The following is a 13,490-nucleotide window of genomic DNA, read 5'->3' on the forward strand; positions in this document are numbered from 1 at the left end:
TCTTCTCCCTAATCTTCCCATTTACATAAGGTGTAACCCTCGCTAATAGCTTCTTTTAAAGGCATTTGCGTAATGTTGCCATTTGCCGGACGCAATCCGCGGCAATTAGGATCAAAATGGTAGCGTCTGCCAGAGGTGGGAGCTACGTAAACTGTCCGACTATTGCGGTCATTAGCGGCAGCCTGCTTTGCTTGTGCCTTTTTTTGCGCAAGTAACTGCTTTTTTTGCGCAAGTAACTGCTTTTTTTGCTTTTGCTGTAAAGCCAATTGCCGTTTTTGCGCGCGTCTTCTTTTTTGGGCTAGTTGTCTGGCGCGCTTTTCCCGCCGTTTTTGCGCTAACTGCTTTTTCCTTAATTTTGCTTTTTTAGCTGCCAGCTTTTTAGCTTGGGCTTTTTTTCTTTCAGCGGCTAGTTTTCGCGCTTTTTCTTCTTTTCTTTTTTCAGCTGCTGCCTTTTGCTTACGGCTTTTTTCTACTTTGGCTGAGCGAGCTTCAGTGGAATGGTGTGTACTTTGCGTTTCATTGTTATTGCCAGAACCGAGATTAGTAAAAACAGTGATTACTGCAATAACAAGCCAAAACCACCATTTTTTATAAAAAGGTCTTTTATATTGCATATTTTATACCCCTATATACTAAATAATTATTTAATATAATCATATCGCATATATGCTTAAAATGCACAGCTTTTTTGTATAAATATATACAATATAAAGTAATAGTCACTTTTAACTTATTTGCTATCTAGAATAAAAATGGCTGTTAAAAAGTGCTTCGCTGCCCATCTGTTAAAGGTATAATAATAGCCGGGAGGAAAATGACTATGAGCATAGGACCATTATCTGAGTGGGTAACAGCAGCAGCTGAGATCGCTGCCGTTTGTGTGGCGTTATTCTTGCCGGTTTATGATAAAAAACAGGAAAAACGCAAGAAAACGCGAAATATGAAGGTTATTTTTATGCTTTTAATTAAAAAGGCTTTAGAAGAGAAAGATACTTCAAACTTGGAATCATACTTTAAAATAAGTTATCTTAATTATTGACAGTAATGATGATAAACAAATTTATTCATTGCTGCAGCATGCAATTGAAATTCTAAATAATCAGAATATGCCGGAGGATAAAAAAATAAAATATTGAGCAAGTATTAGAATATTTAAATAAGAAAAAGGACAGAAAAAACAAAGATAGGGAGGTTAAAATGCACTTTTAAATCTTAAAGGTGTATTTTTTTATAACAATTAATTTGTTTCACTTTGATTGACTTGTAATTGAATGTTAAACAACTGAGTCTCTAAATTACCAGCTTTTAATGCATTTTGTATTTTGTAATCTAATTTTTCAGACTTGTCATTGTAATCTTTAAATTTTGGTAGGATTGTACCATCTTTCATTATTAAGTCGAGCTTTTTAATGGTTAGGTTATGAAAGTTAATTACTTTCTCGTCCAGAATTTTTTGAGTTTTTCTATTGTTTACAACAGCAGGTAAAACAGAGCATCCCATATTAGTCTTCATTACTTCTTTTTGCACGGTTTTATTAGTGCAGAGTAATTTCATAAATTCCCAAGCTCCTTTTGTATTTTTAGCTTTACTCGAAATAGCAAACATTGTGGTCTCAATTGGCGTTGCTTTAATTCCTTTGATACTAGGCATTTTGGTGCATTCCCATAAAAACTTATTATTCCGGGTAATATGGAAAGGATAAGAAGTATAAGTACGATACTGGGCAAGCCCCAATGGCATAAAAGCTACCCGACCTTTATCGAACAATTGCGAAGTAACATTAAAAGTAGACTGGTCATTAACAATATTTTCAATTAGCGTAAAAGCGCGTCTGGAACGATCAGATGTTAGCTCAACTTTACCATCATTTGTATTAAATAATTTTGCTCCATAGGCGTATTGAGCATCTTGCCAATTATAATTCATAGTTACACCATAATATTTCTTTTTAGTGTTTGAATAAGTAATTTTACGACATAGTTTATAAAACTTTTGTGGTGTCCAATTATAACTAGGTGTACTCATTTTAAATTTTTCCAGCAATGTCTTATTCATTACCATTAAAGTTGGATTAGCTTCATAAGGCAATGCAAGTTGTTGATTGCCATATTGTCCTGCCTTAAGTGCACTAGCATAAAACGTTGAGGGCTTAATATTATCTTGTGACATAAAGGAAGATAAATCTTTAAATGTACCCTCATTGGCCAAAGCATTAAAATCTCTGTTAGGAACGATAATGAGATCTGGAGTTTTATTCTCAATGATTTTTTCACTTAACCAGTTACGGTAATCATCCTGTTGAATGCCACTTTCATACTTGATTTTGATTTCAGGATGTTCTTGTTTAAATTTACGAATTGCATAATCGATTACTTTATATTGATGGCCATTGGGTACATTCCAACTGCTACTGGTATAAAGTCCGATTGTTAAGGTTTTCTCGTTTTGCTGCAAATGATGGTGCCAATAGAAAATTCCCAAAACAATTAGGGTAACTAAACAAATAAATGTAATAATTTTATTTCTGTGTTTCATTATCGTCCTTAATATTTTCGCTTGTAACTCCAGTTTGAACAGCCCAAATCGCCAATTGTGTACGATCTCTTAACTGTAATTTATCTAAAATTTTTGAAATGTAGTTACGAACAGTTCCTTCTGATAAAAACAATTTGGCTGCAATCTCTTTATTAGAAAGTCCAAAACCAACTTGCTGAATTACCAACCATTCATGTTGAGAAAAATTCTGCGTGTCTTTATCGTTAACTTGAATAGCGTAATTGGCTTGTGCCATTTTTGAAAAAAGACGAAAAACTTTCTCGGTAATATCAGGGTTTATCATTGCGCCACCTTGATATACTGTTTTGATCGCATTATAGAGCTCCTTTGTTGATGCACCTTTTAATAAATAGCCTGAAGCACCATATTTTAAAGCGCTAAAAATAAAATCATCGTCATCAAAAGTAGTTAAAATTATTACCTTAATATTTGGATACTTTTCTTTAACATATTTTGTGCAAACTGTTCCATCCATGACTGGCATCCGTACATCCATTAAAATAATATCGGGTTTTTTCTTTCTAATGCTTTCTAATACTTCTTGTCCATTTGCAACAGTATCTGTAACAGAAAAGTCCTTATTAGCCTCAAGAATAATCTTTAATGAATCTCTTATTAATTGCTGGTCGTCGGCTATCATAATTTTAATCATATGTATCACCCTCTGCTGGAATATCAACTACTATTTTAAAACCATCATGTCCGTCAAAACTGATTTTGCCATTGATAATTGCCACCCTTTCTTTCATTTGCGTAATACCATAGCCTGGTACAATCTTTTTGGCTCCTGTGCCGTTGTCTTTGATTACCATTTGATAAGTATTTTTATTGGGCACAGTACATACAATAGAAACTTGACTTGCATGCCCGTGTCTGAGTGAATTAGTAATTGATTCTTCAATAATGCGAAAAACCACGTCCTCAGTCGTCTTTTCAAAGTCTGCAGATCCCCAATGATAAGAAAAGTCGATTTTAATACGAGAAATGTCTGAATACTCTTTCAGCATTTTTTTTAAGGACTCTTGTAAGGTGTAACGATTTAATGCTCCCGGACGAATACGATTTAGTGCTTTACGCACATCTTTAATTCCTTGCTTAACAGCAATTTGAATTTTCTCTAACTGCTTTTTGGCTTCTTCTTTATTAATATCAATTAAAACTAAAGTAGCATCAATTCCAGCAGCGATACCTGTGAGTGCGTGACCTACAGAATCATGTATATCACGTGCAATGCGTTTTCTTTCACGATCTTTCGCGATATATTCTGACAAAGCAGCGTAATTTTTTAATTCATAGTTGGCTTTGGAAGCTAAAGCCAATTTATTTTGAATATCATTTTCTTGGTTTAACTGGTAAATAGCAAAATAAATTAGAATTAAAATGAATAGGGTTAAATTAAAAATGGTAATAAAGTTTTTCCAAACTAATAATTTTGGCCCGATATTGATGGGTAAGAAATTTAAGTATATTGTTAAATCTGGTAAGGTTATAAAATGGCTAAGAATTGAATAGTCTGTGATTACAAGTAAAAAAAGTAAAAATACCACTACCACTACCCAGACTAAATAGTCACGAAAGTCATATTGATTACGGTTACTAATAATAAAATCTACAAAAATCAATAAAAAGATACCATTATATGTTAGTCGCAGAGATAAGAAAACGAAAATTGCCACAATAAATTCTACGAAAATGATAATGTTATTTAATTTTGTGTCCTGCTTAAAGGCGTAATAATAATGATGAAAAGACATGATAATTGCTAAAACAGAAAAACTAACGATACTTTCCCAAAAAATAGTTTGAGGTGAGTCTGGAATATGATGTAACGACTCCAAAAACTGGTAAGACTGTGAAGTTTTAATGACATAATTTGTGGCGTAAATAAATAATGTAGCATTAAATAAAATGGCGAAGAAATTAAGCCATAACATAGTTCTGCGTAAAAATATCAAGACTTTAAACTTAGGCATCATTGCCACCCTAGCACGTTATAGTGATTAATATTTTTGTTTGTAATTAAATAAACTGGCAAAATTATTTTTTTCGGGACTTTTTTACCAGCGATTAGTTTATAAGCAATTTTGACGGCAGTTTTACCCATATTCAAAGGTGTTTGAGCCGAAGTGGCAATAGCATTGTGATTAACGCCTAAAAGCTTTTTCATGTTTTCTGAACCATCTACGCTATATACATCTATTTGCCGTTTCAATTTTACTTCATCAATTGCAGCTAAGGCGCCAACAGCCGCCTGATCATTTAAAGCCATAATTGTGTTAAATTTAGGACCTTTCTTAAGCGCTCGTTCTACTAATGGAAAAGTTATTTCCGATTGACCATAAGTGTTAATTTTGTCAACAATATGAAAATTTTGGGATTGGGAAGAGTTTTTAATTGTATCAGTAAATCCTTTTATGCGATTATTTGCTGAATAAGCTGAATAGTGTTCCAAAAGCAAAATTTGTGCGGATCTTTTATGTCTTAACAGATGCTGAGCACATAGTTGACCAGCACGATAATTATCTGAAAGAATGGTACAGTCGGCATAACGAGCTGATTTCATCTGTGAGTCGACTACAATAATTTTAATTCCCCTTTTCTTTGCTAAACGAAGTGCATTTTGAATTTTCATACTGTTGCCATCAACCGGATTTATAATAATGGCATCAACACCTTGACGGATGAATGCATGAAGCTCTTCAACCTGTTTATTCACAATTAGTGCTGGGTCCCTATTATAAAGGCGGTCATGGTGGTCTTCAACGTAATTAGCGATTTGTTCATTTAAAACGGGGAAAAAGCTATTATTCATAGTCATATAAGTAGAACCAATTTTTACCTGATCATTCTGACTGGGATATGCAATAAATGTTACATACACTATTGATATAAAAAAAGCAGCAAAAACCAATTCACTCAAGAGCAGGATTCTTGTTTTGTGGTGGAATTTTAAATTATGCTGCTTTTTTTGCTTGGATAAATTCATGTCATCATCTCATTATATTGAAAATTTATTACTTAATAGTAATTATTGCTGAAAAGACTGTTTCATTCAACTATATTTAGGAAAGCGCTTTTAAATAGTGACAATTGTCACACCCTATTTAATGACATTTAGCACTGTTAGCATAAACAGTGCTTGTGCTACTTTTAACATATGTTAGGAAAGAGAGGAATGAGGCATTGAAATATTTAATTTTAGTTTCTCATGGGGAATTCGCTGAGGGAGTAAAAACTTCATTGGAGATGTTTGCTGGAGATGCTATTAAGCATTGCTTTGCATTAGGTCTTCATAATGGTGATTCTGCAGAAGACTTTACTAAGAAAGTTATTGCCTTTTTGCAAAAAGAGGAGTTCAAAAAAGAAGATGAATTCGTCATTATTGCCGATATCATAGGTGGCAGTCCGTTAACTACTTTTTTAAATGTATTTTCTGAGCAAGGTTATTTGGAAAATTCTGTAGTAATCGGCGGAATGAACTTCTCAATGGCACTTACCGCACTAATCTCCTTAGGCACAATGACTAAAGAAGAATTGGTTAAGTCAGCTTTAAGTGAAGGTGAAAAAGCAATAAAACAATATGAAATTCCCCAAAATTCAGTTGATAGCGAAGATGATATTTAAATCTAGGAGGAAAAACAATGACTGTTTCATTGATTAGAGTCGATGACCGGATAATTCATGGTTTAATTACTACGCGCTGGGCAAAAGAACGTCCTTGTGACGGGATTATAGCTGTAAATGACAAGGCAGCTACCAATCCTATCTTAAAATCCGCATATAAATCTGCGGGTGAAGATCAGGGTAAGAAAACTTTTATATGGACAATGAATCATTTTAATGATGTTAAGAATAAAGTATTGAATTCCAAAACGCGGTACTTTTTGATTACCAAGAATCCACAAGATATGAAGCACATTTTGGTCGATCTTGATTTTGTCCCAAGTGACCAAAAAGAGCTGGTTGTGGGTCCAGGTAATGACCGTCCGGGAGCAATTAAATTAGGCAGTAATCAGTCTTTTACACAAGAAGAAGGTGATGCTTTTGAGGCAATTAGCCAAAAAGGATATAAGGTTCACTTTGCTCTGTTACCAGATAAGCAATTAGGCTACTGGGATAAATTCAAAGGAAAATTCGGTTATTGAGATAAATTTACTCAAACGAGTATCTAACCTTAATAATTTTAATAAGAAGAAGGAGAAAAAATGACTATAAGTTGGTTACAAGCCGCCATTTTGGGAGTATTTGCGTGTTTATGTTCAAACTCCTGTATGGCTGGTCAAGCAGTCGGTAATTATACTATTGGACGACCATTAGTTGGTGGATTGGTCTGTGGTATTGTTTTAGGCAATCTTCCTTTGGGAATTGCTTGTGGAGTTGCTACCCAGTTAGTTTACATCGCATTAGTTACACCCGGTGGTACGGTTGCTGCTGATGTGCGGGCAATTTCATATATTGGTATTCCTCTGGCTATGGTTGCTATTTCATCACGTGGACTTAATCCGATGGGTTCAGCAGCTGCAAACATGGCGAAATCTCTTGCCACTCTGGTAGGTACAGTCGGATCTGTCCTATTTTATGCAGTAGCATTCATGAACCTGATTTGGCAGGCATTTGGCTGGAAAGATATTGAAAAAGGTAAGTTAAATCGCCTCTACGGAGTTGATTTTGGCTGGCCTTGGTTATCTCATTTGGTATTTTCGTTCCTGCCTACTCTTTTAATGACACATTTTGGTGCAGAAGCTGTAACAGCTTTGAGAACAGCTTTACCAATGGATGGCATTCCAATGAAAACTTTGTTTACTGTTGGTGCGATGCTGCCATGTGTTGGTATTGCTATCTTGCTGCGCCAAATTATTAATAAAGCGACTGATTTCATTCCATTTTTAGTTGGTTTTACTTTAGCAGCTTCATTACACTTAAACCTTGTTGCTGTGACAGTTATTTCATTATTATTTGCTGTAATTATGTATGAAATTGAAATGGCTAAGGGCTCAGGAAATACAAGTACTAGTTACGCCTCATCAAATGAAGATGCCGTTGGTGACGATGAAGAAGAGGAGGACATCTAAAAATGGATGCAGAAAAAAAGAGAATTAGCCATAAGACCCTGAGTAAGTCTTTTAATATCTGGTTTTGGGGTGCATTAACCTGTTTTTCACAAGAGCACATGCAGACGTTTGGCTATTTATGTTCGATGTTGCCAATTATCAAGGAATTATATCCTAATGATAATGAGACACAGACTAATAACATTAAGGCATATACAGCTTTCTTCAACACCAACCCAATGTTAGGTTCGGTTATCATTGGTGCTACTGCCAGTCTTGAAGAAGCTCGTGCAAACGGTGAAAATATTGATGGTCAAACTATTAATGACATGCGTGCCGGTTTGATGGGACCAATAGCTGGTATTGGTGACTCACTAATTGACGGTACTTTGATTCCGATTTTACTTGGTATCGCTTTGGGTATGTCAAGAAACGGTTCACCAGTTGGTGCTATTTTTTACATCATTGTTTGGGATCTCATTGCATACTTTGGTCAACGCTTCCTATACTTTCGTGGTTACAAACTGGGAGATAAAGCTGTCGGCTTTTTAGTAGGTAAGCAAGGTAAAGCCGTTAGACGTGCGATCTCCATTGTTGGTGGTATGGTTGTTGGTGGAGTTCTGGCTACCTGGGTTAACGTCACTACTTCTTTACAACTTAAAGATAGTACCGGACACGTTTTCCTTGATTTGCAAAAGCAGTTAGATGGTATCTTTCCCGGTATCTTAACAGTAATCGTTACTCTTTTCTGTTGGTGGTTAATGTCCAAAAAGCATGTTTCTGCTATCTGGACAATGATCATTCTGATTGGTGTAGCTTTTGTCGGTGTTGTTCTCGGCGTATTCAATCCAGGACTTAAATACTAGAAGTAAAAACGGTGTAATAATGGACCTTAAGAAAATAACTGCTGGTTATCAAAATGAAGTTAATTATCAAAAAAAGATGCTGCAAAATTTACAGTATTGGCTGCAGACTTTATTGGCAATTGCCGCAATCGGCTTGGTCTTATGCTATTATTTCTATGGCAAAACCACTTGGCTGTTTATTATAGGTCTGATTTTACTAGTAATTGGTGTGCTTTGCGCGGCTATTGTTGCTTATGGTAGGCACCGTGGTAAGCAGAACGTTAAACTGATAATTTCTGATTACGAAAAGAAAATTAACTATTTAAAAAATAAATAAAGAGCAAATCAAATAGGGCTGAAGAAGCAAATTCTTCAGCCCTATTTTTATGTTTGAAAGAATATTTTTAAAACTTTGTTTCTTTAATATCATCTTCTGGCCGATGCCCTTGAATCCTGATCACTTGCCAGGTAAAATCACTTTTAGGTGCATTTTTTAAGTTGATAGTCAATTGGTTATCAGCAAAAGTGAAATCAAGTTCAGTTCTTTGGGCAATCATTTCAACGCGGTTGGGTTCATTGCTCAAGCCGTGAATTTTTATTATTTCAGGCAAAGGGGTTTTGATGAAGACATACTTCTGATAGAGCATGTGTCTATTTTGCAATACAAAGCCATTATCTTCATTAACATTGCTGATAGTAAGATTACACGGCTCGCCTTCATTAAAGGCATGACCAAAAAGATGCATCCAGTTATTGATTTGCGTAAGCAGTGCTTTAGTTTCTGCCAATAAATTGCCGTCATCTGTGACGGGAACAGCAATTATTACTTGTTGTCCTGCTTTGCGCTGCGAAACTAGTTGCTCTACCACATTCGCGGCAGATAATTCATAGTTAGCTTGAATGGGTTCAGTAGTGACTAAAGCAATAGTATACTTTTTGCAGGCTTTCTCAAAGTCAGTTTTAAATGCATTCGTAGCAACAGCTCGAGCACCAATATTGCGTGCAGTTTTTACTAAAAAATCAGCGTCTACACCTTTAGCATTTTTTAGTTTAAAATTTAATACGATGGCAAAATCAGGATTCATTAATTTTTCTCCTCTAGTAAGTATCAGTAATAAGTTTAACCCAAAAGGTGGCAAAGATGAAAATTATTATTTCACCAGCGATGAAGATGATAGTCGACCGCGAATCTTTTCCTGCTAAGTCGCACCCGCAGTTTTTAGCGCAAGCTCAAGCATTAGCTGCTTTTTTAAAAAAGTGCAGCTATCAGGAATTGCAAAAAATCTGGCAGTCAAGTGAACGCACGACCAAGGAAGGTCAAAGACAAATTAAGGAACTTAATTTGCAGCAAAAGGACAATCTAACTCCAGCCGTTATTTCATATTCCGGTATTCAATATCAATACATGGCTGCTGACCTGTTTACTGCCCCTGCTCTATCTTATTTACAAGATAATGTTCGGATATTATCGGGCTTGTATGGTGTTTTACGGCCTTTTGACGGAGTATGGCCTTACCGTTTAGAAATGAAAAATAAAGTTTGGGGATTTAGTCAGCCCAACTTATACCAATTTTGGGGTTCAACAATCGCTGATAATCTTTTTAATGAAGATCAAGTGTTAATTAATTTAGCTTCAAAAGAATATTCGCGCAATATTACGCCCTTTGTAGCAAATAACAGACAAATGATTAGCATTGATTTTCAAGAAAAGAAAAATGGTCAGTGGAAGACAGTTGGTGTACATGCCAAAATGGCACGTGGAGAAATGGTGCGTTATATTGCAGAAAAGCAATTGAGTAAGCCGCAGCAATTGCAGGACTTTCATGATTTTGGCTTTAATTTTGTACCAAATATCAGCACCGACAATACTTATGTATTTCGAACAGAGTATGATTTTAGGCGGCGCTGAAGAATTTAGAGTAAAAGTAAATATTTACAACACGGAAAAGTGAGGTTATTATGGAAATTGTTTTTGTTCGTCATGGTCAAACTGATTTAAATAAAACTGGCCGAATTCAAGGCTCAGTCTATGATCATGATTTGGATGAGGTTGGCCGCGCAAGTGCTGAAAGAGCCGCTGCTAATTTTGATCCTTCTGGTTTTGACGTGGTCTTTTCAAGTCCCTTAAAGAGGTCTTTGACCACCGCTAAAATTTTCACCAAGGGACAAAAAGAAATTAAAATTGATCAGAGGTTAACGGAAATTAATTTTGGCGAGTGGGATGGTGAATTTCTTTCCGAATTAGGACAAAAATATCCTGACGCAATTGATCCTTGGGGTAAGGCAGCTGCTGCTTACATCAAATACGCACCTAGTGGTGAATCATTTACGTCATTAGATGAAAGATGCGGCAGCTTTTTAGCTGATATGAAAAAGAACTATTTAACTAAAAAGATTTTGGTATTTTGCCACGGCACTCTTATCAGAATGATGTTTGCTCATTATTTTACGCAAGGTGATATGAACTTTTTTGAAACTATGGACAATTGTGCGTTAGCGAAAGTTTCTTATCGTGGTGGCATTCCGCGAGTAAACTACTATAATCGCATTTTGACACTAGAATAAAAAGCAATAGACCTCAATAAGAGGTCTTTTTTGATGGCGGCAATTAATTGAGCATTATAATTGACGATTAATCGTCAGTGAATTATTCTTTTTAAGTGACACAGTGTCACCGAGAAGAAGAGGAGATGAATCAGAATATGGCTAAGGCAACTTTTATTAACTTGCCACTAGATAAAAAGCAAAAAATTGAAAGTGCATTACTGAAAGAATTCAGTCAATATCCTTTGGCAAAAGCACAGGTAGCGCGAATAGTTAAGGCGACTGGGATTGCGCGTGGCGCTTTTTATAAGTATTTTACGGATTTAAATGATGCTTATCACTATATATATGATTTAGCTCTAAAAACTGTTCATTCACCAGTGAAAATATTGCCGCAATTTCAAGCCCAGCAGTATTACGATAATGTAACTCATTTCCTAGAAGAAACAAAAGAAAGTACATATGCAGGATTAATTAAAATGCATATTTTGTATAACGAGAATACATTTGATCATCATTTTCCGGCAAAAATACTGTCCGCATTAGATCCGCAAAATTGGAGTGCTATGGTACTTAGTCATGCAGCTATTAGGATGGTTCTTGAGAATCCAGAACAAAAAGCAGCTATTATGAAGCGCTTGAAGGCAAGTTTGGAATTGTTAAACAGAGGGAAAAATTAATGTTTTTAGCAATTAAAGAAATAAAAAGAGAAAAACTTCGTTACGGCTTAATTATTTTAATGATCTTTTTGATTAGCTATCTAATATTTATTTTGTCAGCACTGGCAACAGGTTTGGCCAGTGAAAATACCCAGGCACTAGAATCTTGGAATGCACAGAAAGTAGTTTTAAACAAAAATGCTAATGTCAGTATGAGTCAGTCGATTTTAACAAAAAGTGACTTAAAAAAGGACGCATTAACTAAAGATGAAGCCCTAGTTGGACAAATTCCGGTAGTAGTCAAAAACTCAAAGCGACCACAAATTTCAGCGCAGTTCATCGGAATTAAAAAGGAGCAGTTTATTTATCATGATCAGGAACTGATTGCAGGTAGAAAAGCAAAAAAGAATTATGAAGTAACTGTCGATCAGGCGTTTAAAGCTAAGGGTTACCAGTTAGGCGATAAATTAGCGCTAAACGGATCTACTAAAAAGTACCGCATTGTTGGTTTTGTTAAAAATGCCAAAATCAATATTGCCCCAATTATTTATGGCACGCTGCAGTCTTGGAAAAAATTACGCCAAGGAATGCCAACTTTGCGAGCTGCGGCAATAGTGTCTCGTAATCCAGATTATAACTATAATTATCAGAACTGTAAGACCTACCCCATTAACCAGTTTATTAAAAAACTCCCGGGGTACACTGCCCAAAATATGACTTTTGAATTAATGATTGGTTTTCTATATGTTATTTCATTAATTATAATTGCAGTTTTTCTCTATATTTTAACAATGCAGAAACTGCATAACTATGCGGTTATGCGTGCACAGGGGATTCCCAGCAGTACATTAGTTAAAGCAACTATTAGTCAGGCATTGATATTAGTACTTGCAGGTTTAATTGTCGGATTGATAGCCACAATGATAACAGTCAAGGTTTTACCGCCCGCTGTTCCGATTAGTTTTACACCCCAAATTATTTTGACCGGAACAATCGGCTTATTGGTAACTGCAATTATCGGCAGCTTAATTCCAGTCAGATCAATATTAAAAGTAGATCCAGCACAGGCGATAGGTGAATAACATGGCAATTATTGAATTAAAAAATGTTCAAAAAATTTATGGTACAGGGGCGGCACAAGTCGTCGCACTAAAAAATGTTAATTTTAAGGCAAACCTAGGTGAAGTTGTATTAATTATGGGCCCGTCAGGAGCTGGTAAAAGCACCTTTTTAACAATTGCCGGCTCTTTGCAAAAACCGACTGCGGGCAAAGTTATTGTTGGCGGTCAGGACATTGCGCATATTTCTACTAGAGAAAGTGACCGTTTACGACTAACACAACTTGGTTTTGTATTGCAGGCTTATAATTTAGTACCGTTTCTAAAAATTAAAGAGCAATTTGAATTAGTTAATAAAATAAAAAAAGAGGGCAATATCAGTGCTGCCAAATTGCAAGAATTACTCAAGCAGCTGGGAATTAATTCTTTAATTAATAAGTATCCTAATGAACTTTCAGGTGGGCAACAGCAACGCGCAGCTATTGCCCGTGCTCTTTATGCTAACCCGCAAATTTTGCTGGCCGATGAGCCTACCGCTTCTCTTGACAGTGAGAATGTGGCTGAAGTAGGGCAATTGTTCAAAAAATTAGCCAAAGATTATCACAAAGCCGTCTTGCTGGTCACACATGATCCGCGGCTAGAACAATACGCAGATCATATTTATGAAATGATGGACGGAAAAATCAGGCAAAAGAATTAATTGCTAATTTTCAAGAATAAAATAACTATTAGCAATGTTTTTTTAAAAAATGTCAAAGCAACTAAACTGTTTTATC

17 protein-coding genes are annotated in these 13,490 nt (G+C 35.6%); 11 read left to right on the plus strand and 6 right to left on the minus strand.

Translation table 11 applies throughout. From position 1 onward, the window contains the following. Window positions 1–8 precede the first annotated feature (8 nt). Complete coding sequence (locus Q0R51_RS00740; RefSeq protein ID WP_294755983.1) at window positions 9–614, minus strand: hypothetical protein; 606 nt, start codon at window positions 612–614, stop codon at window positions 9–11. 206 nt (window positions 615–820) lie between these two features. Between Q0R51_RS00740 and Q0R51_RS00745 the strand changes: the two genes are divergently transcribed. Continuing rightward, window positions 821–1,039 (plus strand): hypothetical protein, encoded by a 219-nt coding sequence (locus tag Q0R51_RS00745; protein WP_294755984.1) that lies wholly within the window; start codon window positions 821–823, stop codon window positions 1,037–1,039. Window positions 1,040–1,237: 198 nt separating this feature from the next. On the opposite strand, the gene Q0R51_RS00750 is transcribed toward Q0R51_RS00745, so the two are convergent. From Q0R51_RS00750 to Q0R51_RS00765, 4 genes are read right to left on the minus strand one after another with little or no spacing between them, the layout of a single operon-like run. After that, window positions 1,238–2,536 (minus strand): ABC transporter substrate-binding protein, encoded by a 1,299-nt coding sequence (locus Q0R51_RS00750; protein ID WP_294755985.1) that lies wholly within the window; start codon window positions 2,534–2,536, stop codon window positions 1,238–1,240. Then, window positions 2,520–3,209 (minus strand): response regulator transcription factor, encoded by a 690-nt coding sequence (locus Q0R51_RS00755; protein ID WP_294755986.1) that lies wholly within the window; start codon window positions 3,207–3,209, stop codon window positions 2,520–2,522. The genes Q0R51_RS00750 and Q0R51_RS00755 overlap by 17 nt, the downstream gene beginning before the upstream one ends. Beyond that, window positions 3,202–4,530 carry a sensor histidine kinase gene (locus Q0R51_RS00760; protein WP_367178599.1) on the minus strand — a complete coding sequence of 443 codons (1,329 nt, stop codon included), beginning with the start codon at window positions 4,528–4,530 and terminating at the stop codon, window positions 3,202–3,204. Before Q0R51_RS00760 ends, Q0R51_RS00755 begins: the two co-directional genes overlap by 8 nt. Beyond that, complete coding sequence (locus Q0R51_RS00765; protein WP_294755989.1) at window positions 4,530–5,543, minus strand: sugar ABC transporter substrate-binding protein; 1,014 nt, start codon at window positions 5,541–5,543, stop codon at window positions 4,530–4,532. Before Q0R51_RS00765 ends, Q0R51_RS00760 begins: the two co-directional genes overlap by 1 nt. A 197-nt stretch (window positions 5,544–5,740) precedes the next feature. Here Q0R51_RS00765 and Q0R51_RS00770 point away from each other — a divergent pair, with 197 nt between their 5' ends. Genes Q0R51_RS00770 through Q0R51_RS00790 form a run of 5 tightly spaced genes read left to right on the plus strand, consistent with a single transcriptional unit; the run spans window position 5,741 to window position 8,790 of the window. After that, entirely contained in the window at window positions 5,741–6,181 is a 441-nt protein-coding gene (locus tag Q0R51_RS00770) for a PTS sugar transporter subunit IIA (protein WP_294755991.1), read from the plus strand. A 17-nt stretch (window positions 6,182–6,198) separates the two neighbouring features. Further along, complete coding sequence (locus Q0R51_RS00775) at window positions 6,199–6,702, plus strand: PTS sugar transporter subunit IIB (RefSeq protein WP_294755993.1); 504 nt, start codon at window positions 6,199–6,201, stop codon at window positions 6,700–6,702. Between the two features lie 60 nt (window positions 6,703–6,762). Beyond that, complete coding sequence (locus Q0R51_RS00780; RefSeq protein WP_294755997.1) at window positions 6,763–7,629, plus strand: PTS sugar transporter subunit IIC; 867 nt, start codon at window positions 6,763–6,765, stop codon at window positions 7,627–7,629. A gap of 2 nt (window positions 7,630–7,631) precedes the next feature. Then, window positions 7,632–8,474: a PTS system mannose/fructose/sorbose family transporter subunit IID gene (locus Q0R51_RS00785; RefSeq protein WP_294755999.1), complete on the plus strand. Its 843-nt coding sequence runs from the start codon at window positions 7,632–7,634 to the stop codon at window positions 8,472–8,474. A 19-nt stretch (window positions 8,475–8,493) separates the two neighbouring features. Further along, on the plus strand, window positions 8,494–8,790 hold the full coding sequence (locus Q0R51_RS00790) for a DUF202 domain-containing protein (RefSeq protein ID WP_294756001.1): 297 nt from the start codon (window positions 8,494–8,496) through the stop codon (window positions 8,788–8,790). 67 nt (window positions 8,791–8,857) lie between these two features. Here the strand turns inward: Q0R51_RS00790 and Q0R51_RS00795 are convergent, their stop codons facing one another. Continuing rightward, entirely contained in the window at window positions 8,858–9,538 is a 681-nt protein-coding gene (locus tag Q0R51_RS00795; RefSeq protein ID WP_294756003.1) for a hypothetical protein, read from the minus strand. 56 nt (window positions 9,539–9,594) lie between these two features. Between Q0R51_RS00795 and yaaA the strand changes: the two genes are divergently transcribed. The 5 genes from yaaA to Q0R51_RS00820 all read left to right on the plus strand — a co-directional run bounded on the left by yaaA (window position 9,595) and on the right by Q0R51_RS00820 (window position 13,414). Then, complete coding sequence (gene yaaA / locus Q0R51_RS00800; protein ID WP_294756005.1) at window positions 9,595–10,362, plus strand: peroxide stress protein YaaA; 768 nt, start codon at window positions 9,595–9,597, stop codon at window positions 10,360–10,362. A 50-nt stretch (window positions 10,363–10,412) separates the two neighbouring features. Continuing rightward, window positions 10,413–11,018, plus strand: a complete 606-nt coding sequence (locus Q0R51_RS00805) for a histidine phosphatase family protein (RefSeq protein ID WP_294756008.1) — start codon at window positions 10,413–10,415, stop codon at window positions 11,016–11,018. Window positions 11,019–11,155: 137 nt separating this feature from the next. Next, window positions 11,156–11,677 (plus strand): TetR/AcrR family transcriptional regulator, encoded by a 522-nt coding sequence (locus tag Q0R51_RS00810; RefSeq protein WP_294756010.1) that lies wholly within the window; start codon window positions 11,156–11,158, stop codon window positions 11,675–11,677. Continuing rightward, window positions 11,677–12,738, plus strand: coding sequence for an ABC transporter permease (locus Q0R51_RS00815; RefSeq protein WP_294756012.1), 1,062 nt, complete (start codon window positions 11,677–11,679; stop codon window positions 12,736–12,738). Before Q0R51_RS00810 ends, Q0R51_RS00815 begins: the two co-directional genes overlap by 1 nt. A gap of 1 nt (window position 12,739) precedes the next feature. Then, window positions 12,740–13,414, plus strand: coding sequence for an ABC transporter ATP-binding protein (locus Q0R51_RS00820; RefSeq protein ID WP_294756015.1), 675 nt, complete (start codon window positions 12,740–12,742; stop codon window positions 13,412–13,414). Window positions 13,415–13,490: the final 76 nt, after the last annotated feature.

The sequence above is a fragment of the uncultured Lactobacillus sp. genome (assembly GCF_946477725.1).
GTDB lineage: Bacteria > Bacillota > Bacilli > Lactobacillales > Lactobacillaceae > Lactobacillus.